This window comes from Marivirga aurantiaca (genome assembly GCF_016679925.1).
GTDB lineage: Bacteria > Bacteroidota > Bacteroidia > Cytophagales > Cyclobacteriaceae > Marivirga > Marivirga aurantiaca.
Genome location: NZ_JAEQBW010000009.1, coordinates 118,657 through 139,289 on the forward strand (window position 1 = coordinate 118,657; position 20,633 = coordinate 139,289).

Consider the following 20,633-nt stretch of genomic DNA (forward strand, 5'->3'; position numbering starts at 1 on the left):
ATGAAAATGGGTTTTGTAGAGAATTACCTGTTCAATTTAATTTCCTTAATTTTATTAGCTCTCAATTTATCGAAAATTAAACTAAATATTATAATAAGGGGTAAGGCTAACCAACCTGTAAATATATATTCCAGTCCATTTTGTCCTCCATTACCATAGCACAAAGTGTGTGCATTTGAAAAAAATGCTCCGAGTGCGCATTGGATGAATGTCAACTCAATAATATTGAAATTTAAAATCTTATTGTTTGGATAATTGTAACCTGTTTTAAGTTTACTGTTCATTAATCTAACAAAAATTAATGGAGTTACAATTGCTCCAATTGCTGCTATTGTCCATAAGATCGGCCAAATAAAATGACATTTTACTCCTAATTTTTCGATTATTAATTGAGCTCCAAGTATTACATAAATTGTCAGTCCTGGAATAAACAATCCAACAAGACAAAACAATAATGTTGAGTTAGTATAGTTCTTCCTCTTCTTTGTTGACATTTTTCTTTGAGGCATTGCATACAACGCCACTGTATAAAGCATGGCGATTTAAAAGTACAAAAATTTCAGTTTACTACTTAGGCAATCCGCATGATTGCTTACTAATTTAAATTCTTTACAGTAAGTCAATGCGGATTGACGAGTTTTCAAGGAGGAACCACAGTTTCGTGAAGCACTCACCAGACATGATTTATACAGAATATTAGCGGTTTTTATGTTTAGTAATTCCTTATAGTTTCTAAATATTTATTTTTTTCATCCTCGCGGCCAATAAGCATCAGTTTTTTAAGATTTGAATTATTCTCGTTCATCCAACCAATTAGTTGTTTAGATGATTCTTTGATATTACTGCCTTGATAGACATTCTGGTAATATTCCAAGACCCCGCCAGCTGATAAATCTGCTACAGCCATTAGATCACTGAGAGGTCCTTCATTTTTATCGTAATCAAATTTTATTGAAGTTAAATTTATATCCAGATAATTAAATAATTGCAGTAATATGTCTAGAGTCTGACTAGTGTTTTTTTGATTTCCACCAAAAATATCATCTCTGTCTGAGTACCAAAAAAGACTACAGTTTTGTGGGATAAACTTCTTAGATATCGCTGAAATGATTGAAAGAATATTACCTGTTTTTCTTAATACATCTGGTTTCAAAAAGTTCAGCCCATTGTCTGAATAATTCTGATTTGAAGAGTGTCTGAAAAAATAATCAGGCGAATTTTTGTTAAGTAAAAATGTAACAATTAATCCTTCTGACTTATCAATTGTCCGTAAGAACCGAGGTAAGATCCTTTTTCGAACTTTATCGCCATTTTCCCCAATCTTTTTATATTCGATGAACGAATTATCGATCCAATGTTCTTCTTCTTTACGAATAACATTTATTCCTTCTATCGTTTTTTTTAATTGAGATTTAGGTAAAATATAAAATGAATAGCTGGTGTATTTTGAAGTTTTTCCTTGCTCACCAGAATAATCAGAAAATATAATAATTTCATCGGAATCTCTGAAGACAGGAAACTGAAAACCCCTCTTCTCAAGTTCTAAAAAAGTTTCTAAGATTAATTCTATACTGGGGAATTTCATGTGAATAAATTACCGCTAACAACCGGCTATCGCTATTGTGAATATATATTATTATAAATTATTTATAACCCCTTAACATAAACCATTCATCCATTAAATCCTAAATATTCATCGAAAGCAAATACCTATAAGTAGGTAGTACTTTTTAATTGTAAGAGTACCTTAAGGGAAGAGGTAGTCTTTGGCCAAATATTATTCTTTCCTGAAAGTACTTTCTCTTTCCTGACCAAATTTTATTGCTTCCCGAGTGGTCTTTAGGGCTTCCTGACTCATTTTACCCCCTTCCTGAAACATTTCCACCGCTTCCTGAACCACTTTGTACCCTTCCTGACTCACTTTTAGGCTTCCTGAACAAAAATCAGCCCTTCCTGACATTCAGGAAGGGCTTTTCTTTATAGTTTATCGAGATAATTGCTATAATAACCCTTCTTCCTCACACCATCTTTCCAGAAGATGTATTTTCAGGCTTCCCTTATCTCATCACTTTCTTTAATTCTTTTCTGTAGTCAGAGGGGCTCTTGCCGGTGATATCCTTAAACTGCCTGTTGAAATGGGAAATATTGTTGAATCCACAAGCATAACAGATATCGGTAATGTTCAGGTTTCCTTCAGAAAGTAACTTGGAAGCATGCACTATGCGATGTTCATTCACAAAATGTGTAAAAGTTTTATTGGAGATCCTTTTGAAATATCTGCAAAATGCCGGAACTGTCATGGAGGCCTCAGCGGCAATTTCCTCTAAAGTGATATTACGCTGGAAGTATTTTTTTACATAATCGTAGATAATATTGATCCGATGCTGGTCCACTGCCTTGGCTTCTATTGAAACAACTTCAGGGTTCAATAAATGATATTCTTTGGAGTGGGCCAGCTTTTTCAAAATGGTAATCAAAGAAATAAGTCTTTCAAAAGCAGGAAGGGATAACAACTGTTCCAGTTGGCTTCCTATTTCCCTTTTGGTATTGCCTGTAAATACAATGCCAAGCTTGGCATTTTCTATTAACTCTTTAATAGACTGTATTTCGGGTAATCCCAAAAATGTTTCACCGAGGAAATCCTCTTTCATTTGAATAATGATTTCCGACTTATTGCCGGTAAGCCTGTCTGTAAAACCATAATGTGGTAAATTGGCACCTATCAACATAAGGTCCCCATCCTGATAATAGGAAATATGATTGCCAATATGCCTTTTTCCATTTCCCCCTTCCACATACACCAATTCTATTTCCGGGTGAAAATGCCAAAACGGATCCTTGTTGGGATTGGATTCTTCAAATTTTGAAATCAAGAGTGAACTTCCAAAAGAAGGTTCAATTTGTTCTAAAGTTGGCTTGTAAGTTTGCATCATTCATCAGTTTGACCACAGTAAAGATAAGAATGTTGTCTGTATTTACCTACTATGTGCTACATTGTGTAATGTTTGGGTTAATTTAGTATCTAAATTGGAAAATCCTATCATAGTGTAGTTTGTTATTGTGCTCTACATTTGTAATATAAATTAAATGTTAGATTGATGAAATGAGCATGACTGAGAGACCGAGGAGGAATGTCAAATTTTGCGAATTCCATAGCCTGCCCCGACTAATCGGGGTGACCATTTAAAATAAACATATACACATGAAAAAGACAAAAATCACACAAATCGCAGCGGTATTATTATTAATAATTCTTCCGCTTGTAAGCTTTGCCAGTGGAGCACCAGTGGTAAAACTTACTAAAGGTGCCAATAAGATGCTTACTTTAAGAGTAGGAGCTATTCAGTCGGAATCCATCAAGGTTACATTGAAGGATAACTTTGGTCATTTGCTTTTCAGCGAACAAGTAACAGAAAAGAATGAGTTCATTAAAAGATTTGATTTGAACAACTTAAAATCCGGCCACTATAAGATCGAGGTAGAAAGTGAAATGAACATTCGGGTGATGCCTGTTCAGGTGAATTGGGAAGATATAGAAATCATGGAGCAGGAATTTTCTGTTTTGAATAAACCATTCATTAAAATGAACGCCAATGGTATATTCGATTTTAATCTGTTAAACCTTGAGTCACAAAAAACTACTGTATTGATTCTTGATGACAAAGGAAAGGTGGTGTACAAGGATTATTTGGGGGCTTTTGCTGAATATAAAAGAAGATATGATCTTTCTCAACTGGATAAAGGCAATTATAACATTATAGTAAATAAAGGCAATAGGAGCTACGAGAAATTAATTTCCAATTAATTGTAGTTTGTATTAATCGTTTCCATAGTAAAAAGCCTGCTATCTTCGGATAGTGGGTTTTTTTTGTGCCTTTTTACTAATAAGTCCTTTTCCACCAGTTATAAAAAAAGAGAAATTTATTTCAGCTTCTTGCTCATCTTATTTGAGTTCCATAACACTTTCCGTAAATTATCGATTTGAAAAAAACATATAATATCAAATGGCGAAAAAAGTAGATGAATTCAGTAATAGGTGGGGTATTGTTTTAGCGTCCTTAGGAATGGCGATTGGAGCAGGAAACTTATGGAGGTTTCCTCGGATAGCCGGTGAATATGGAGGAGCTTTCATTATCCTTTGGATGTTTTTTCTGTTAGTCTGGTCCATTCCTTTATTAATGGCCGAGCTGGCAATAGGAAAACATTTCAAAAAAGGAACAATAGGATCTTTAGGAAGTATAAGCGGTAAGAAATTTACCTGGTTGGGGGTCTTTGTCACTTTATGTACATTAGGAATTGCCTTTTATTACTCTGTAGTAACAGGTTGGTCACTGAGGTATTTTATTTTAAACACTCATAATCTGGTAGACTACCTGGTGGGAAGTGGGACTATGAATACAAAAATTGGTAGTGATCATGCTTATATGCAATCTTTTTGGAGCTCCATTTCTAATGCCAATTGGGAAACCCTGTTGTGCTATATTGTGACGGTGTTTCTGGCTATCTGGGTGTTGAGCAAGGGAGTTAAGGAGGGGTTGGAAAAAGTGAACAAAATACTCATTCCCACTTTGTTTATTTTGCTAATGGTGGTTTCAGCTTTTGCTTTACAGATGCCAGGCGGCTGGCAAGGGCTGGAGTATTTATTTACTATAGATTTTAACCATTTCTCCAATCCAACTATTTGGGTGGAAGCTATTTCGGATTCTGCCTGGAGTACCGGGGCCGGTTGGGGTTTAATGATCACCATTGGGTCATTCTCCAATAAACGGGAAGATGTAACCCTCAATACCTTTCTGGGAGCCTTTGGTAATAACACAGCGGCTCTTTTAGCGGCAATGGCTATTTTACCTGCAGTTTTTGCCATGGCAGCAACTCCTCACGAAGCTACAGAGTATTTGGAGAGTGGTAGTCAGGCGCTAACTTTTACCATCATTCCGCAATTATTTGCCAATATGCCGGGTGGCCCTTTTCTGTCGTTCATATTTTTCGGAGCGTTTTTAATGGCGGCTTTTAGTTCATTATTACCAATGATACAATTGTTAATTAAAAATTTAACGGATTATAAATTATCAAGAAAAAAAGCGGCTTTTGTGGCAGGTACTTGCTGTATCCTTTTTGGGTTGCCTTCAGCTTATTCTATTGACTTCTTCAGTAATCAGGATTGGGTGTGGGGATTAGGATTGATTGTGAGTGGTATATTTATAGCCTTTTTAGTAATGCGCTATGGTGTCACTAAATTTAAAAAAGATTTTATTGATGAAAGTTCCGATTTCAAAATGCCCCACTGGTATTTCCGGTTAATGATTAATTCTATATTCTTTTTGGGGTTATTCCTGGTGTACTGGTGGATGAGCCAGGGATATAGTGAATATCCCTGGTTTGATGCTGATGGCAACTGGAATGTGATAGATATTTATTCCAATGCCAGTATAGTGACACAATGGGGAATTATCCTTTTAATAGGGATTGTATTTAATGGTTGGTTTTACAAAAAATTTGTTAAAAAATGATGAGCAATGAAGCAATAATAGGCATGGTATTTTGCCTTATGTTAACAGTAGGAGGTTTTTTGTTTTTTCTTGTAAAAGCAATTCGTTCAGGAAAACCTGATAAAAATAAAGATCCATCAGTCGATACGGACTGATGGATCTATTTAATCGGTAGTCAGATTATGTTGTTCTAAATAGGCTACTCTCGATAAATATCTGAAAGTTTCCAAATCGAGTAAAATTCCGAATACGGGACAGGTTTTGCTCGGAGAGAGCGGGAGGGAGGACAAAACAGCGGGCCAGCGTTGGGATAAGCGTAGAAGCATTGTTTTGTCTTGAATTTTTGTTTTCTTTTTGTTCAAGCAAAAAGATAAAGAATAAAATTTGGTTTAATAATACTTGAAATTATGATTAAACCTCAATATTAAATGGAATTACTGTTTTTTGAGGTTTTGTACTTAAATTTAAAGAAATTCGAATGAAAGCAAGGATATCCAGTTTATAGGTATTTTTTTCATGAGGAGCCTATTTAATCGGTAATCAGATTATGTTGTTCCAAATATTCTCTGACTACCGCTTTAGGCAATACATGATATCCATTAATAGGTAGCAAATTTTGCTCTTTATCAGTAGACTTCAGGTGAACATGGTATCCCTTCACTTCCTTCAGTTCCAAAAGATCATCTATTTCGTATAGGTCATCTTTGTGCACTTCGTCATATCCTTTTAAAAGTTGTTCCTTTGCTCTTCTTTTTGCTTCAATCACTGAAGTAGACACAATAAAGGTGTTGGCATGGTGCTCCATAAAATCCCCTTTCTTATAGGCTCCAAAATTAATAAAAAAGAGTTTTTCCTTTTGAGTGGAAGCTTCTGCTTTTAGTTGAACTTCATATCCGTCTACAATGTCAAGTACCATGTAGGAATCGATGTGCATTTTCTGAGGTAGTCCAAACCATAAGTCCAGTAAATCCATATAGGTTTCTTCTATGTTTTGAGCCACAGTAAAAACCACATCATGTAATTCTATGTTGGATTTCGGTGCAGCTCCACCCAGTACTACTGCAAAAAGTTTATTCATTTCACATTTATTATATTGATTCTATCATTAAATCACACAAAAGATTATTATTAGGTAATTGTGTAATTGCCTAATAGGCTCTATTTAATTGATCAGATAAAATAGCGATTCCTTCTTTGAATGAATGAGGTTTATATCCTAGTACTTCCTCTGCCTTGTCTAATACAAAACCTGTTTTTGGAGGTCTTTTGGCAGTTTGTGTAAACCTGGAGCTGTCAGTTTTAGTGATGAGTGATTTGTTTAAATCAAAGTAACTGGCCGTTTGAATAGCCATCTCATAGGGAGTCATCAAATCTTTTCCGGAAATATTGAATATGCCCTTCGCCTTCTTTTCAGCTATCAGGAAACATCCTTTCGCCAAATCTTCAGCTAAAGTAGGTGTTCTCCATTGGTCGTCTACCACATGAATGTCCTTACCCTCTTCCAATGATTTTTTTACCCATAAAATTATATTGGAACGGCTCATATCGTGCGCAATGCCATACACCAATACTGTTCGTACAATTGCCCACTCAATATCACTCTCTAACAATAGTTTTTCTGCAGCCAATTTGCTTTCCCCATAGTAACTCACAGGGTTTGGCAAATCTTCTTCCTTGTATGGCCCACTACTGCCGTCAAAAATGAAATCTGTGGAAAGATGCAATAAAAAGGAGTCATTTGCTTTGGCGGCATTCAGGAGATAAGAGACAGCATCTACATTTAATTTCCAACAGGCCTCTCGCTCGGTTTCACATTGATCCACGTTGGTCATAGCAGCTGTATTGATGATTACATCAGGCTTTTCTGAGGAGATGACAGTTTCTACAGATTTTTGATCTGTGATATCCATACTGACAAAACGATAGCCTTCACTTTCCGGAAGCCTGTTTTTGCCCCGGGCTGTGGCTATAAGCTCATGATTCCCGGTTGAAGAAATTAATTGTACTAATTTTTGACCTAATAAACCATTAGACCCGGTGATTAATATTTTCATTTTTCTTCGTTTGAATACTCGTAACCATATTTCTCAGTAATTTTCTTTTGAGACATTTCCTCCAGGTCCACAGTAAGATAAATATCCTCTACAGGTTTGTCACCTCTTCCTTTGCGAACTGCGGCAATAGAGTCAATCACGTTCAGTCCTTCGACAACCCTTCCAAAAACCGTATACTCACCATCTAAATGAGGTGCCCCACCTATGGTTTCATAATCGGCTTTTTGCTCTGCACTAAACTCATACACTTCCAGTTTACCAAATTCTTTGGCAATGAGAGAATCAGCCTCTTCCATAAATGATTGGAGTCCTTCCAGATCCTGGTTTTTCTGCATTTCAATCACCTTATTTCTGAGATGTGCATATTTTTTCATGGCTAAGAGCTCTCTCACTTTTGCTTGTTTCTGTTGATAAATTCTCCCTTCCGCCAATTGATCCAATTCCGGCCCTTCCATTTTCTGGCCCTGTACTATATAAAACTGAGAACCGCTGGAACGTTTGTTCGGATTGATTTGATCACCTTGTCTGGCTGCAGCCAGCGCACCTTTTACATGCCAAAACTGATCATTTATTTCTGCGTCTATATTGTAATCAACCCTATCTTCTTCCTGAATGTTTGGTTTGAGGTTAACATCTCCCCCTTGAATCATAAAATCTTCAATTACCCTGTGGAAAATGGTGCTATCGTATTTACCGGACTCCACTAATTTGATAAAGTTTGCTTTGTGTTTAGGAGTTTCCTCATATAGAATAGCTTTCATGTCCCCATACTTAGTGTGGAAAACCACAATGGAATCTTTGGAAGTCTGACATCCGGTGAAAAATATTATTGCAATAAAGACTACGGTTACTAGATTTTTCATATTGTTTTAAAGTTGTTGTTTAATTTCTTTTAAAATTTTATCTCCTCCTGCTTTCAGCACTTGTTTGGCCATTAAAATTCCAAGTTTCTCGGCTTCAGCTGCTTCTTCGGTCAATTTAATGGCAATTCTAGTTTGTCCATCCAGGCTAATGATCCCCGCTTCCATTTCAATGCTGCTGCCTTGTAAGGTGGCAAGACCAAAAACCGGAATGCTGCACCCTCCATCCATGTATTTCAGGTATGCCCTTTCTGCAATAAGGCAGTATTCAGTTTTTTTGTCATTGAGGGTATATCGAAGCACTTGTTTTTTATCCTCGGATAGATTTTGGTGTACTTCTATTGCAATGGATCCTTGTCCCACAGCAGGGATAAATTCTTTGGTAGAAAGAGTGTGTGCAATTTTATCGTCATACTCCATTCTATGAACCCCGGCATAGGCCAACAAAATAGCATCACAAAGCCCTTCTTCCATTTTTTTGATCCGCGTTTGCAGATTACCACGAATATCAACTGTTTTAATATGTGGATAATAGTGCTTTAAAGTAGCAATTCGTCTGGTGGATGAGGTGCCAAGCGTTATAGGTTGTTGTAAATCCACCTTGCTGTTATGAGAAACTATTACATCATTTACCTTTTCCCGCTTTGAAAAAGCAATGAGTTCAAAGCCTTCAGGCAATTTGGATTGCATGTCTTTGGCACTGTGTACAGCAATGTCAATGGCCCCTGTAGCTAATTGTGCCTCTATTTCCTCTGTAAACACGCCTTTACTTCCAATCTTGGAAATCGATACATCGAGTATCTTATCTCCTTTGGTTTCAATAATGACTATTTCCGTTTCATGACCTGCTCTTTCAAGCCGGTTCTGCACAAAATAAGCCTGCCATAAGGCTAATTTGCTCCCTCGCGTACCAATTCTAAACTTCATTTATTCCGACTCCTTTTTATTTTGAATTGTAGCTTCCTTGTATTTAAATGATAAATCTTCTTCGGCTACATCTACCAAAAATCTACCATTTAGTAATTTCCTACCCAATAATATGGGGTTTTTCATGTGACTTCTGTCAGATAAGGAAAATTCAGTAGTATATATTTTATTAAATAATTTCAATTTTGTTTTTATAACATAGCGTTGTTGAACCTGCCCATTGGAGCTCCGTATTTTTTTTAATTTGAAATTGTCCGTGACGAACTTGCGCGCACGCATACCTTTTCCTAATCGGCTTCCGCTAATGGTGTACACTAATAAATCTTCACCATTCTTGCCGGTATCAATATGGATTTTGGAGCAATGTATGGCAGACGTATAGGCTCCGGTATCAATTTTTGCCTGAACATTTACCAGTCCAAGTTCGGGTAAATCCACTTTGTCCGTGCGGCCTATGACTCTCTTTTTTTTGCTCAACTTCAAATGCGCTAATTAATTGGCTAAAGTACGGAATTGTTGGCACTCCTTAAAATGAATTACCTTTTCAATCAACTTTAAAGGCATCAATTGAGTAATTTTATTCGCACTAAGATTTATTCGACAGGTGAAATAACATTTCTTATAAACAGAAATCTATCTAAATCATATTTAATATAAAAAAGGCGTCTATTTAATGAGGCTTTTTATAAATTTGCGGAACAAATTCCATAATGAGCGAAATCAAAATCGACATATCCGCAGATAAAAAAATCTATTTCGCTTCAGATTTTCATTTGGGTGCACCCAATAAAAAGGAAAGTTTACAAAGAGAGTTGAAAATTATCAATTGGCTCGATAGTATTAAAGATACTGCTGAGGCTATTTTTTTGGTTGGAGATATCTTTGACTTTTGGCATGAATATAAACATGTCATTCCTAAAGGGTTTATTCGTTTCCAGGGAAAATTGGCTGAGCTGGTAGATGCAGGTATCCCCATCTTTTTTTTTACAGGCAATCATGACATGTGGATGTTTGGCTATTTTACAGAAGAATTGGGTATTCCCATTTTCAGAAAGCCACAGGTACTTGTTTCAGGAAATAAACGCATCTTGATAGGCCATGGGGATGGATTGGGTCCGGGGGATTATCAATATAAAATACTCAAAAAAATATTCGAAAATAAAATTTGTCAGTGGCTGTTTAGGCAGATTCATCCGGATCTTGGAATGCGTATTGCCAATAAGTGGTCTGCTCAAAGCAGGATAAGCAGTTCAACTGAAGAAACCGATAATTTTTTAGGTGAGGGGGAGTGGTTGTGGACTTTTGCAAAAGAAAAGGAAAAAGAAGAACATTTCGATTGTTACATTTTTGGGCACAGGCATTTACCTATAGATAAACCTGTAGGAGAGAATTCAAGATATATAAATTTAGGAGAATGGGTGCATTTTTCTACTTTTGTAGAATTTAATGGCAAAGATTTTGCGTTAAAAACATTTCAGGAACATGATTAATTATAATACTCAATGATAAAATATATACTTTTCTTCCTTTTCACCTTATTACTATGTATCCACATAGGTTCTGCACAGGAAACAAAGCCGCAAAAAGAGAAAAACCAAACCCAGGTAAAAGGTGATGGGGAAATCAATTATCCTAAGAAAATATTAGTGAATCCTGATTTTGATTTTAAACTTAAAAGTACGAGCAAAGGAAAATTCATTTTAAGTTTCTTTAAAAAGCAGAATAAAGCAATTACCATTAAAATTTATGATATCACCGGTAATTTGGTGCTTCAGGAAACTGTTTCAGAAGACGGTTCTTTTAGTAAGGAATATGATTTATCTTACTATAAACCTAAATTTTTCGTGGTGGAAGTGGGGAGTTCTCAATACAACAAAACCAAGTCCATTATAACAGAATAAAAAAGCCTTAAACATTTTATCCGGTTACTCGAATAAATGCTTAAGGCTTTACGCTTTGAATCAGAAAGAAATTTAGTTGATTTCCACTAATTCAATTTCAAAAGTCAAATCTTTTCCTGCAAGAGGATGGTTTGCATCCAATACAATATGATCATCGTTTACTTCCGCAATTACTACAGGTAAAGCTTGGCCATCAGGTTGTTGCATTGATAATTGCATACCTAACTCAGGCTTGATATCGGCAGGTAACTTGTCCATAGGAACAGGAACCATCATATCATCTCTTTTATCACCATAAGCTTCAGCACTAGCAATATCAGCAACTTTTTTGTCACCAATTTTCATTCCATCAACAGCTTTATCGAAACCTGCGATCATTTGACCTGCACCTACCTCAAATTCAATTGGATCTCTTTCAAGAGAGCTATCAAATACGGTTCCGTCTGTTAATTTTCCTGTGTAATGAACTTTTACTTTGTCGCCTTTTTTTACTGTTGACATAATTTTTGCTTTTTGATTTTGCATTTTAAACAACAAAGGTATCATTATCATTTCCTAAAGAAAAAATAAAGCGCCTTTTATCAGTAGAATGTCCGATTATGTAACAGGAATGTTCAGGAATGAACAGTTTTTATTTGTATATTTCGTGATAAACTACTCATTTGCCATTTTATAGGATTGGCATCATTTTTCTTAAATAATTCATAGAATAAAAAAGCATGGAAAAGGAAATTCAAAAAATATTGATAATTGATGACGATGAAGATGTTTTGTTCGCAGCAAAAATGCTGTTAAAGAAACATGTGAAAGAGGTTTTAATTGAGAAGGATCCCCGTAAGATTCCTTTTTTATTGAATCAGTCATCATACGATGTCATTTTACTGGACATGAATTTTAGTCAGGATACCACCAGTGGTAAAGAGGGAATATACTGGCTTGAGCAAATTAAGGAACGAGATCCCAGTGCAGTAGTTATACTAATAACTGCTTATGGAGACGTGGAAACGGCAGTAAGTGCATTAAAGAAAGGGGCTACTGATTTTGTGTTAAAACCTTGGCAAAATGAAAAACTGATTGCCACAATACATGCTGCGGCCCAGCTTAAGAATTCATATAATCAGGTAAATCGCTTACAGCAAGAAAAGCAGCAACTGGAAGAATCGATTGATGCTCCATTTAAATCCATTATTGGTGAAAGCAAAGCCTTGCGTAATGTGTTTACCATTATAGATAAAGTAGCCGCAACTGATGCCAATATCCTCATTTTGGGAGAAAACGGAACAGGGAAGGAATTGATAGCCCGTGCTTTACATAAAAAATCCAGGAGAAAGGATAAATCATTTGTAAGCGTAGATATGGGGGCACTTACCGATTCATTGTTTGAAAGTGAATTGTTCGGTCATAAAAAGGGAGCTTTCACTGATGCTAAAATTGACAGAGCCGGCCGTTTTGAAATAGCCGATCAGGGCACTATTTTTTTAGATGAAATTGGTAACTTGAGTGCGGCATTGCAAGCTAAATTATTAAATGTACTGCAAAGCCGAACAGTCACACGCCTTGGTAGCAATGAGGCCATTCCATTTGATACGCGCTTAATTTGTGCTACTAATGAAGATATTCATTCCATGGTGGCCAAAGGTAATTTCAGGCAAGACCTTTTATACAGAATTAATACTGTTGAAATTCACTTGCCTGCTCTAAGGGATCGGATTGAAGATATTCCACTGTTGGCCAATCATTTTCTGGAAATCTATGCTGCCAAATACAAAAAGGACAATATGAAAATAGACACCTCGGCATTGCGCTTGCTTCAGAAATATCCATGGCCGGGTAATATAAGAGAGCTACAGCATGCTATAGAACGTGCTATTATAATGAGCGACCATAGTAGTCTTCAATCAGATGATTTTTTCTTCCTGAATAATAAAGGACCTGTAAAGGACAACCATGATAATATGGAAGATAGTTTCAACCTGGATGATGTAGAAAAACAAACCATTCAAAAAGCTATACAAATTCATGGAGGCAACATTTCCAAAGCTGCTGAAGAACTTGGATTGACTCGTGCATCACTTTATAGAAGGATTAGTAAATATGATATATCGTAATCCACTAGCGAAGAAAATAATAATTCGCTTGCTTATTTTGTTGGCTACTTTTTTTCTCTGGACATTAATCCTTTCGGGGGGGAGCTATTTTATAGTGAATTTGGGCATGCTGATTTTGATTGGGGTACAGGTGCATGCTTTTGTAAAAGAACAAACAGCCAATCAAAAGGCTATCAGTGAATTCCTGGAAAGTCTGCAAAGTAATTCATTGGATACTGATGAGGATATAAGTTCTGAAAAAGATCCTGCGCTAAAAGCTGAATTTGTACGAATAAAAAATGCTATCAGAACATCGCAGAAGGAAAAGGAGGCAGAGTATCAGTACTTTCGAAACATCGTTCAACATGTGGGCATTGGTATTATTACTTTTAATCAGGATGGTGATATCCAATTATATAATTTTGCTGCCAAGAAATTATTAAATACTACTTATCAAATAAAAAAAATACAGGATCTGGAATTAGTAAGCCCGGAACTAGTGGAAACCTTTGAGACACTTAAAACCGGTGGCCGAAAATTGGTACAGGTGAATATTGGAGAAGAAGTTCGCCAACTATCGGTATATGCCATAGAATTGCAACTCCACGATAAAAATTTCAAACTTATTTCTATTCAAAACATACAGTCGGAGCTGGATGAAAAGGAAATGGAAGCCTGGAGAAATCTGATACGGGTATTGACCCATGAAATCATGAATTCAGTAACCCCAATTTCTTCCCTTTCGGGTACTACCCGTGGAATGCTGGCGAGCCAATTGAGTGAAGAGAAATCGCATTATACAATCGAGCATGAGGATATGATGGATTTGCAATCGTCATTAAAAACCATTGAAAACAGGAGTGAGGGGCTGATAAGATTTTTAAATGAATTCAGGAGTTTGACTCATACACCTACTCCTAAAATGAAAGAAGAAAACATCAATTTGATATTGGAAAGTATCTGTTTGTTGATGGCTCATGATTTGCAGAACCTGAAAATTCACTTAGTGAAAGAATTTGAAGAAAACCTCCCAACTATTCTCATTGATAGGGAGTTAATAGAACAAGTAATCATTAATCTGTTGAAGAATTCATCAGAATCATTTGGAGATGAAACAGAAGAAAAAAATATTTGGATCAGTTCCAACCTTGATGCTAAAAAGAGGGTCACTGTTACAGTGAAGGACAATGGTAGTGGTATAGAACCGGAAGCCCTGACCAAAATTTTCATTCCTTTTTTTACTACAAAGAAAAGTGGCTCCGGAATAGGCTTAAGCCTGTCAAAAGAGATAATGAGAAAACATCAGGGAAATATTTCAGTACAGTCTACGTTAGGTTCTGGAACAGAGTTTACCTTGAAATTTTAGTGATTACACATTAAAAATTTATATTTGTGGAAAATATTGTAAAAATGCCAAAAGAAGAAATACAAAAAGCCATTACTAATATCTTAGTGGAAAAATTGGGAATCGCTAGATCAGAGGTAACTCCGGATGCAAGTTTTATAAAAGATTTAGGTATTGATTCTTTAGATTATGCGGAGCTGGTAATGGAGTTCGAACAAAACTTTAACATCCGAATTCCTGACATGGATGCTGAAAAACTATCTACAGTTAATCAGGCTGTGAAATATATTAATGAAAAAATGAACGAGGCATAGTACTTTTCCTCTCTCTTTATTTATTATTTCTCAATTCCTCACTTAAGGCACAATATTTGATGAGTTTTTTTGACGCTAACATTGAGTGAACAACAAAAGCAATTTCTGAAATAAATTGCTTTTGTTGTGTTATATCATTTGTTCGGCTAACAATAATATTAATTCTTCGTTCATCGATTTGAAATCAATAATATAAATGAATCCCTTCCAGTTGTATGAGAGTTTTTAATATTGCTGTCCTGATAATTTTCTTTTCAGCAGCTCAGGCATTTTCCCAGAAATTTACAGTAAGTGGTTATGTGAAAGAAGCTTCCTCAGGCGAGGCTTTAATAGGCGCTACTGTGGTGGATGCAAATAATCCTTCAGTTGGCCAAGTCACGAATGTGTACGGATATTACTCTTTGGAATTAGGCAAGGGAAAATATGAAGTAAAGGTTTCTTACGTAGGCTACCAATCAAAAAAAATTGAAGTTGATTTGACTCAAAATGTATCACTCAATTTTGAGCTGGAGGAGGAAACCGCCAATCTGGAAGAAGTAATAGTAAGTGCTACAAGGAAGGATGAAAATGTTTCTTCTGTAAAGATGAGTACAGAGAAACTTCAGATTGAAAGAATAAAATCAATCCCTGCACTTTTTGGTGAAGTGGATATCATAAAAAGCATTCAGCTTTTGCCTGGAATTTCTTCAGCAGGAGAGGGGACTACCGGAATGTTTGTAAGGGGTGGTTCTTCAGATCAAAACCTTATTTTGTTGGACGAGGCCACTGTATATAATGCAAGCCATTTACTAGGCTTCTTCTCTGTTTTTAATCCTGATGCCATAAAAAATGTAGAAATATACAAAGGAGGAATTCCTGCAAAATTTGGTGGTAGAATATCATCTATACTAGATATACAAATGAGGGAGGGTAATAATAAAAAATTTGAAGCTTCAGGAGGTATTGGTAGTATAAGTAGCAGGCTTACAGCAGAAGGGCCGCTTGTCAAAGGTAAATCATCCATTCTTGTATCGGGCAGAAGAACTTATGCAGATGTGTTTTTAGCATTGGCAAAGGATGAAAATATCAGGAATAATACATTGTATTTCTATGATTTCAATGCTAAACTTAACTACCAATTAAGTGATAAGGATAAGATTTATGCTTCAGGATATTTTGGCAGGGATAAATTAGGCTTTCAGGATTTATTCGGGTTCGACTGGGGGAACTCCACTTTTTCCCTTCGTTGGAACCATTTGTTCAATGATAAGTTATTCCTTAACACCACAGCTCTCTACAGTAATTTCGATTATGGATTTGATGTAAATACTTCAGGTCTTGCTTACCAATGGAAATCAGGCTTGCAGGAGTATAATCTAAAAATGGATTTTAACTATTACTTAAATAATAGCAATACCATTAATTTCGGAGCCAATACTATTTATCATGTTTTTTCTCCTGCTAATATTGAATCGAAAGATTCGAACATTAGAAACTTAGGGCTTGCCAATGATTATGCTGTGGAGACAGCCTTATATGTATCTGACGTACAGGAAATTAATAGTAAGCTCAGTATGGAGTACGGTATTAGGTACTCATCCTTTGCCAAGATTGGAAGGGATTCAGTATCAATTTATGAAAATGAAGAGCCTCGCAGAGAAGAAAACGAAATAGGAGTAGATGTTTATCAGCCCGGGGAAATAGTGAAATATTATGGAGGGTTTGAGCCGAGGTTAGGAGTGAGATATCTTCTCAATTCAAAAAATTCGATTAAAGCTTCTTACAACAGAATGCGACAGTACCTGCAGGTGGCTACCAATGCTACCGCTGGTTTTCCAACGGATCGTTGGATTCCTGCGGATGCTTATATTAAGCCACTTATTGGAGATCAGGTAGCAGTAGGTTATTTTAGAAATTTTTCAGAAAACATTTGGGAATTTTCTGTGGAAGGATATTATAAATGGCTTCAGAATGTGGTCGACTTTCTACCTGGAGAGGATATTTTGTTAAATGACAAAATTGAGACAGCGGTTGCTGACGGTGTAGCATGGTCCTACGGAAGTGAGTTTATGTTGAGAAAGAATTATGGAAAAACCACAGGATGGGTGAGTTATACATTGGCCAAAACAGAACGGCAAATTGATGGTGTTGCTTCAGGAAAACCTTATTTGGCTCGATATGATAAAACACATGACATTTCTGTAGTAGTATCGCATGAATTCAACAAAAAACTTTCATTTTCCGGCAATTGGGTTTACGCCACGGGCGCGGCCGTCACTTTCCCGGAAGGTAGGTATATTGTAAATGGGCAGTCAGTTCCTTACTATGACGACTCCAAACGAAATACGAGCAGAATGCCTGATTATCATAGGATGGATTTATCCCTTAATTGGAAAATGAATAGTTCTTCGGAAAAATATGAGCATGAATTGAATTTTTCAGTATACAATGCTTACAACAGAAAGAATGCATTTTCAATTGAATTTAGAGAGGTAAACAACCAGAACCCAAGCTTTGATTCCGAAAACGATGGACCAATTACTTCTACCACACCAGAATCTGTGAAAACAGCTTTGTTCGGGATAATTCCTTCTATTACTTATAACTTTAAATTTACCGGCAAATGAAATATCTAAAGCAATTTATTCTTTTTATTTGTGTAATAGCTACTTCATTGGGATGCCAGGAACTTATTGAGCTGGATCTTGCCCAAAGTGAACCGAGAGTTGTTATTGAAGGGAGAATAACTGATCAATCTGGCCCGCATAAAATCAAAATTTCCAGAACTGTGAATTATTATGATGCTGGCAAGATACCACCTCTTACTGATGCGAATGTGCAGCTACTGGATTCAGCGGAGAATTTAATTGAACAATTTACCTATAATTCAGAAGATAGCACTTATCGAAGTTCTGACGGGCTAAAAGGAAAAATAGATAAAAGCTATATATTAAGTGTGGAAGCAGATGGTGATAGATATTATGCAAAAGGGAAAATCCTTCCCAATGCCACTTTGGATTCTGTTTATTATTTATCAGCGGAGACTTTGAAGCAATTAGGACAGCCAGTTTTTGGAGAGGGTTACTTTCTTTTTGCCAATGGTAGTATCAATAGGCAAGGGACACAATTTTTCAGATTGCAACTTACAGTTAATGATACACTCAAAGATTCCAGAGGAGATATTTCTAATTCCATTCTATCTTCAGAGTTTTTCGGGAACAATTTTGAAGGATTACCCATACCAGGCTCTTATCAAAAGAATGATACCATTGATATGGAATTGTACACTTTGAACGAAGACGTTTATCAGTATTATATTGAATTCATCAACTTATTATTTAGTGATGGTGGGGTTTTTAGTCCACCACCGGTAAATCCCACTAATAATATTGAAAACCTCACTTCTCCCAATAAATTTGCTTTAGGTTTTGTGCAGTTCAGTTCTGTTATCAGAGAACAGCTTATCATAGAAGAATAATGTAGTTTGATAATGTTTTCTTTTATTAAGAAAACATTATCAAACTAATCACTCCCCTTCTTGAATTTATTAATAGCTTAATGAAGCGGTAAAGACCAATTAATAGGTAGGTGCGATCTTTAGGAAACATAAAATTCATGAAGACGCACTACAAAACACTTGTTATTTCTGATGTCCATTTGGGTACTAGCGGCTCCAAAGCAAAAGAATTGGTGAAATTTCTCAAACAATGTACATGTGATAAACTCATACTTAACGGGGATATTATTGATGGGTGGCAACTGAAAAAATACGGAGTATGGAAAAGGAAACATACTCGGTTTTTCAACAGAATCCTGAAAATGATAGAACAAAACAATACTGAAGTCATATATTTGAGGGGCAACCATGATGATTTCCTGGATCAGGTGTTACCATTTCGTATGGGCAGTTTGTCAATTGTGAGGGATTATGTGTTGGAAAGCAATGGAAAAAAATTTTACGTAGTGCATGGTGATATTTTTGATTCCATTACCACCAACCTAAAGTGGGTTGCCAAATTGGGGGATATTGGCTATACTTTTTTGCTATGGTTGAATTCAAAATACAATTATTACAGAAGAAAAAAAGGGCTTCCTTACTATTCCTTAAGTCAGGTGATAAAATCCAAAGTAAAGTCTGCGGTATCTTATGTGGATGATTTTGAAACTCAATTGGCTGAGATAGCCCGGATAAAAGATTGTGAGGGTATCATCTGCGGACATATCCATCAGCCTGCATTGAAAGAAATCAATGGGATTACCTATATGAATTCCGGAGATTGGGTAGAGTCTATGAGTGCGTTGACAGAGGATGAAAATGGAGAGTGGGACTTGGTATACTATGCTGATAGCAAAGAGGAGAATTCCATTTTTACCCATACTGAATTTGAACCGAAAAGTCACGATTTTAGCATGGAAAATGCTTTGGAAATGTTAAGAAAAAGAATAGCATAATGCATAATTAGCCGGAAGTCTTTATCTTCGGGCATGGCACTTATTAGCAAGAAGAAAAATATATATCCTGTAAGCAGCAGGTTAAAAGGATATCTAGCCAATCATGGAAGAGCGCTTCAGATTCCTATTACCTATAATGACCTGACACGCTTCAATAATGCCATTCCACTGTACGATTCGGATGGAAAGGACACTCTTTGGGAAACCTTGTTTTTTCCCCAGGACGACATGAATCACATCTATTTTGGGCTTAAAAATATTTACGCCATTCTTAAAGCTGATGGAGATCTCTCCGTGATGGAGCATTTATATGTAGATAGGGTTGATGCTTGTACCTATGGTAATACCTATCCTTTTAGAGTACGCATAGTCAACAGGATTAATGATAACTTCGATTATTTTTATATTAAAAAAGCAGATGCTTCCAGGATCTATGGATTGGAATTAGAACACCTGCTTTCTCCAAATCGGATGAGCTATATTGTTAATGGTGATACTCTGATAGAAGAACATATTCCGGGCATACCTGGGGACCAGTTTATTAAAAAGTACATGAATGATGGCAAGCTTAATAAAATCAGGCTTGCCAAGGAATTCGTGAAATTTACCGAAAGATGTTTTGTCCGGCTCCTTGGAGATATGCATTCCAATAATTTTGTCATTGACATCACTCCTGATTTTGAAGAAATTCACTATAGGATTAAGTCAATAGATTTTGATCAGCAATCTTATGAGGGGCGTAAAGTGGTTTATATGCCTCAGTACTTTAAACAGAATAATCCCATCATCAATATAGGATTGGAACTGATGACCCCCGCTACTGTAAAGCAATATCAAAAGGAGGAAAGGTCTTTAATAATAAACCGGATGAAGGCTTCGTCACACAATTTGAAGGAACTAATGAAATGTATGAGAAAGGATACTATATCAATTCCTGAACATGTGGAAAACCTCAAAAAAGAGTTGGCACAACATTACAGTCATGATAAATTTCTTGAGTGCAAAAGCATGGGTGATGTAGTGGCTGAAAGTTTGCAGTATCTACATGACCATCATTGACAATTGGAAAGGATAGCTGTTTCTTTATATTTGTAACAAGGTAATGATGTCAAAAATAGTTGGTGATTTTTATCTAGTAATTGTATTATCTTAGGATTGTAAATCTGAAGAGGAAGTAGGCTCTGCTGAGGAGCAACCTATCAGCAATAAGGTTTACCAACTGGAA

21 protein-coding genes are annotated in these 20,633 nt (G+C 36.1%); 11 read left to right on the top strand and 10 right to left on the bottom strand.

What is annotated here, in order from left to right; genetic code table 11:
- Positions 1 to 23: 23 nt before the first annotated feature.
- The 4 genes from JKA74_RS16500 to JKA74_RS16515 all read right to left on the bottom strand — a co-directional run bounded on the left by JKA74_RS16500 (position 24) and on the right by JKA74_RS16515 (position 2,933).
- A complete protein-coding gene (locus JKA74_RS16500) occupies positions 24 to 536 on the bottom strand; it encodes a hypothetical protein (protein ID WP_201432334.1) in 513 nt (170 codons plus the stop codon).
- Between the two features lie 176 nt (positions 537 to 712).
- Positions 713 to 1,585: a hypothetical protein gene (locus JKA74_RS16505; protein ID WP_201432335.1), complete on the bottom strand. Its 873-nt coding sequence runs from the start codon at positions 1,583 to 1,585 to the stop codon at positions 713 to 715.
- Between the two features lie 192 nt (positions 1,586 to 1,777).
- Positions 1,778 to 1,960 (bottom strand): hypothetical protein, encoded by a 183-nt coding sequence (locus tag JKA74_RS16510; RefSeq protein ID WP_201432336.1) that lies wholly within the window; start codon positions 1,958 to 1,960, stop codon positions 1,778 to 1,780.
- 97 nt (positions 1,961 to 2,057) lie between these two features.
- Positions 2,058 to 2,933: an AraC family transcriptional regulator gene (locus tag JKA74_RS16515; protein ID WP_236587867.1), complete on the bottom strand. Its 876-nt coding sequence runs from the start codon at positions 2,931 to 2,933 to the stop codon at positions 2,058 to 2,060.
- A gap of 269 nt (positions 2,934 to 3,202) precedes the next feature.
- Between JKA74_RS16515 and JKA74_RS16520 the strand changes: the two genes are divergently transcribed.
- Both JKA74_RS16520 and JKA74_RS16525 read left to right on the top strand, forming a co-directional pair.
- Entirely contained in the window at positions 3,203 to 3,805 is a 603-nt protein-coding gene (locus JKA74_RS16520) for a T9SS type A sorting domain-containing protein (RefSeq protein ID WP_201432337.1), read from the top strand.
- Between the two features lie 199 nt (positions 3,806 to 4,004).
- Positions 4,005 to 5,510: a sodium-dependent transporter gene (locus JKA74_RS16525; RefSeq protein ID WP_201432338.1), complete on the top strand. Its 1,506-nt coding sequence runs from the start codon at positions 4,005 to 4,007 to the stop codon at positions 5,508 to 5,510.
- Positions 5,511 to 6,018: 508 nt separating this feature from the next.
- On the opposite strand, the gene JKA74_RS16530 is transcribed toward JKA74_RS16525, so the two are convergent.
- The 5 genes from JKA74_RS16530 to JKA74_RS16550 form a co-directional block, all read right to left on the bottom strand.
- Complete coding sequence (locus JKA74_RS16530; protein WP_201432339.1) at positions 6,019 to 6,567, bottom strand: DUF1543 domain-containing protein; 549 nt, start codon at positions 6,565 to 6,567, stop codon at positions 6,019 to 6,021.
- Between the two features lie 70 nt (positions 6,568 to 6,637).
- The gene (locus JKA74_RS16535) at positions 6,638 to 7,543 is read right to left on the bottom strand and encodes an SDR family oxidoreductase (RefSeq protein ID WP_201432340.1); all 906 of its coding nucleotides are present in this window, start codon (positions 7,541 to 7,543) and stop codon (positions 6,638 to 6,640) included.
- Positions 7,540 to 8,406 carry a peptidylprolyl isomerase gene (locus JKA74_RS16540; RefSeq protein WP_201432341.1) on the bottom strand — a complete coding sequence of 289 codons (867 nt, stop codon included), beginning with the start codon at positions 8,404 to 8,406 and terminating at the stop codon, positions 7,540 to 7,542. Before JKA74_RS16540 ends, JKA74_RS16535 begins: the two co-directional genes overlap by 4 nt.
- Positions 8,407 to 8,412: 6 nt before the next feature.
- Positions 8,413 to 9,330 (bottom strand): hydroxymethylbilane synthase, encoded by a 918-nt coding sequence (gene hemC / locus JKA74_RS16545; RefSeq protein ID WP_201432342.1) that lies wholly within the window; start codon positions 9,328 to 9,330, stop codon positions 8,413 to 8,415.
- A complete protein-coding gene (locus JKA74_RS16550; protein ID WP_201432343.1) occupies positions 9,331 to 9,807 on the bottom strand; it encodes an ATP-dependent zinc protease family protein in 477 nt (158 codons plus the stop codon).
- Between the two features lie 233 nt (positions 9,808 to 10,040).
- Between JKA74_RS16550 and JKA74_RS16555 the strand changes: the two genes are divergently transcribed.
- Positions 10,041 to 10,820, top strand: coding sequence for a UDP-2,3-diacylglucosamine diphosphatase (locus JKA74_RS16555; RefSeq protein ID WP_201432344.1), 780 nt, complete (start codon positions 10,041 to 10,043; stop codon positions 10,818 to 10,820).
- A 12-nt stretch (positions 10,821 to 10,832) separates the two neighbouring features.
- The gene (locus JKA74_RS16560) at positions 10,833 to 11,231 is read left to right on the top strand and encodes a T9SS type A sorting domain-containing protein (protein ID WP_201432345.1); all 399 of its coding nucleotides are present in this window, start codon (positions 10,833 to 10,835) and stop codon (positions 11,229 to 11,231) included.
- Positions 11,232 to 11,303: 72 nt separating this feature from the next.
- Here the strand turns inward: JKA74_RS16560 and JKA74_RS16565 are convergent, their stop codons facing one another.
- Positions 11,304 to 11,732: an FKBP-type peptidyl-prolyl cis-trans isomerase gene (locus JKA74_RS16565; protein ID WP_201432354.1), complete on the bottom strand. Its 429-nt coding sequence runs from the start codon at positions 11,730 to 11,732 to the stop codon at positions 11,304 to 11,306.
- Positions 11,733 to 11,950: 218 nt separating this feature from the next.
- Here JKA74_RS16565 and JKA74_RS16570 point away from each other — a divergent pair, with 218 nt between their 5' ends.
- The 7 genes from JKA74_RS16570 to JKA74_RS16600 all read left to right on the top strand — a co-directional run bounded on the left by JKA74_RS16570 (position 11,951) and on the right by JKA74_RS16600 (position 20,467).
- Complete coding sequence (locus JKA74_RS16570; RefSeq protein WP_201432346.1) at positions 11,951 to 13,339, top strand: sigma-54-dependent transcriptional regulator; 1,389 nt, start codon at positions 11,951 to 11,953, stop codon at positions 13,337 to 13,339.
- Complete coding sequence (locus JKA74_RS16575; protein WP_201432347.1) at positions 13,326 to 14,684, top strand: sensor histidine kinase; 1,359 nt, start codon at positions 13,326 to 13,328, stop codon at positions 14,682 to 14,684. The genes JKA74_RS16570 and JKA74_RS16575 overlap by 14 nt, the downstream gene beginning before the upstream one ends.
- 26 nt (positions 14,685 to 14,710) lie before the next feature.
- Complete coding sequence (locus JKA74_RS16580; RefSeq protein WP_407659066.1) at positions 14,711 to 14,977, top strand: acyl carrier protein; 267 nt, start codon at positions 14,711 to 14,713, stop codon at positions 14,975 to 14,977.
- A 215-nt stretch (positions 14,978 to 15,192) separates the two neighbouring features.
- Positions 15,193 to 17,583 (top strand): TonB-dependent receptor, encoded by a 2,391-nt coding sequence (locus JKA74_RS16585; RefSeq protein ID WP_201432348.1) that lies wholly within the window; start codon positions 15,193 to 15,195, stop codon positions 17,581 to 17,583.
- Positions 17,580 to 18,434, top strand: coding sequence for a DUF4249 family protein (locus JKA74_RS16590; protein WP_201432349.1), 855 nt, complete (start codon positions 17,580 to 17,582; stop codon positions 18,432 to 18,434). The genes JKA74_RS16585 and JKA74_RS16590 overlap by 4 nt, the downstream gene beginning before the upstream one ends.
- Before the next feature lie 137 nt (positions 18,435 to 18,571).
- On the top strand, positions 18,572 to 19,408 hold the full coding sequence (locus tag JKA74_RS16595) for a UDP-2,3-diacylglucosamine diphosphatase (RefSeq protein WP_201432350.1): 837 nt from the start codon (positions 18,572 to 18,574) through the stop codon (positions 19,406 to 19,408).
- A 33-nt stretch (positions 19,409 to 19,441) separates the two neighbouring features.
- Complete coding sequence (locus tag JKA74_RS16600; protein WP_201432351.1) at positions 19,442 to 20,467, top strand: hypothetical protein; 1,026 nt, start codon at positions 19,442 to 19,444, stop codon at positions 20,465 to 20,467.
- The last annotated feature ends 166 nt before the right edge of the window (positions 20,468 to 20,633 follow it).

Coding starts and splice junctions, on each gene's coding strand:
- JKA74_RS16500 (WP_201432334.1), bottom strand. CDS start 536: ATGCTTTATACAGTGGCGTTGTATGCAATGCCTCAAAGAAAAATGTCA.
- JKA74_RS16505 (WP_201432335.1), bottom strand. CDS start 1,585: ATGAAATTCCCCAGTATAGAATTAATCTTAGAAACTTTTTTAGAACTT.
- JKA74_RS16510 (WP_201432336.1), bottom strand. CDS start 1,960: ATGTCAGGAAGGGCTGATTTTTGTTCAGGAAGCCTAAAAGTGAGTCAG.
- JKA74_RS16515 (WP_236587867.1), bottom strand. CDS start 2,933: ATGATGCAAACTTACAAGCCAACTTTAGAACAAATTGAACCTTCTTTT.
- JKA74_RS16520 (WP_201432337.1), top strand. CDS start 3,203: ATGAAAAAGACAAAAATCACACAAATCGCAGCGGTATTATTATTAATA.
- JKA74_RS16525 (WP_201432338.1), top strand. CDS start 4,005: ATGGCGAAAAAAGTAGATGAATTCAGTAATAGGTGGGGTATTGTTTTA.
- JKA74_RS16530 (WP_201432339.1), bottom strand. CDS start 6,567: ATGAATAAACTTTTTGCAGTAGTACTGGGTGGAGCTGCACCGAAATCC.
- JKA74_RS16535 (WP_201432340.1), bottom strand. CDS start 7,543: ATGAAAATATTAATCACCGGGTCTAATGGTTTATTAGGTCAAAAATTA.
- JKA74_RS16540 (WP_201432341.1), bottom strand. CDS start 8,406: ATGAAAAATCTAGTAACCGTAGTCTTTATTGCAATAATATTTTTCACC.
- hemC (WP_201432342.1), bottom strand. CDS start 9,330: ATGAAGTTTAGAATTGGTACGCGAGGGAGCAAATTAGCCTTATGGCAG.
- JKA74_RS16555 (WP_201432344.1), top strand. CDS start 10,041: ATGAGCGAAATCAAAATCGACATATCCGCAGATAAAAAAATCTATTTC.
- JKA74_RS16560 (WP_201432345.1), top strand. CDS start 10,833: ATGATAAAATATATACTTTTCTTCCTTTTCACCTTATTACTATGTATC.
- JKA74_RS16565 (WP_201432354.1), bottom strand. CDS start 11,732: ATGTCAACAGTAAAAAAAGGCGACAAAGTAAAAGTTCATTACACAGGA.
- JKA74_RS16570 (WP_201432346.1), top strand. CDS start 11,951: ATGGAAAAGGAAATTCAAAAAATATTGATAATTGATGACGATGAAGAT.
- JKA74_RS16575 (WP_201432347.1), top strand. CDS start 13,326: ATGATATATCGTAATCCACTAGCGAAGAAAATAATAATTCGCTTGCTT.
- JKA74_RS16585 (WP_201432348.1), top strand. CDS start 15,193: ATGAGAGTTTTTAATATTGCTGTCCTGATAATTTTCTTTTCAGCAGCT.
- JKA74_RS16590 (WP_201432349.1), top strand. CDS start 17,580: ATGAAATATCTAAAGCAATTTATTCTTTTTATTTGTGTAATAGCTACT.
- JKA74_RS16595 (WP_201432350.1), top strand. CDS start 18,572: ATGAAGACGCACTACAAAACACTTGTTATTTCTGATGTCCATTTGGGT.
- JKA74_RS16600 (WP_201432351.1), top strand. CDS start 19,442: ATGGCACTTATTAGCAAGAAGAAAAATATATATCCTGTAAGCAGCAGG.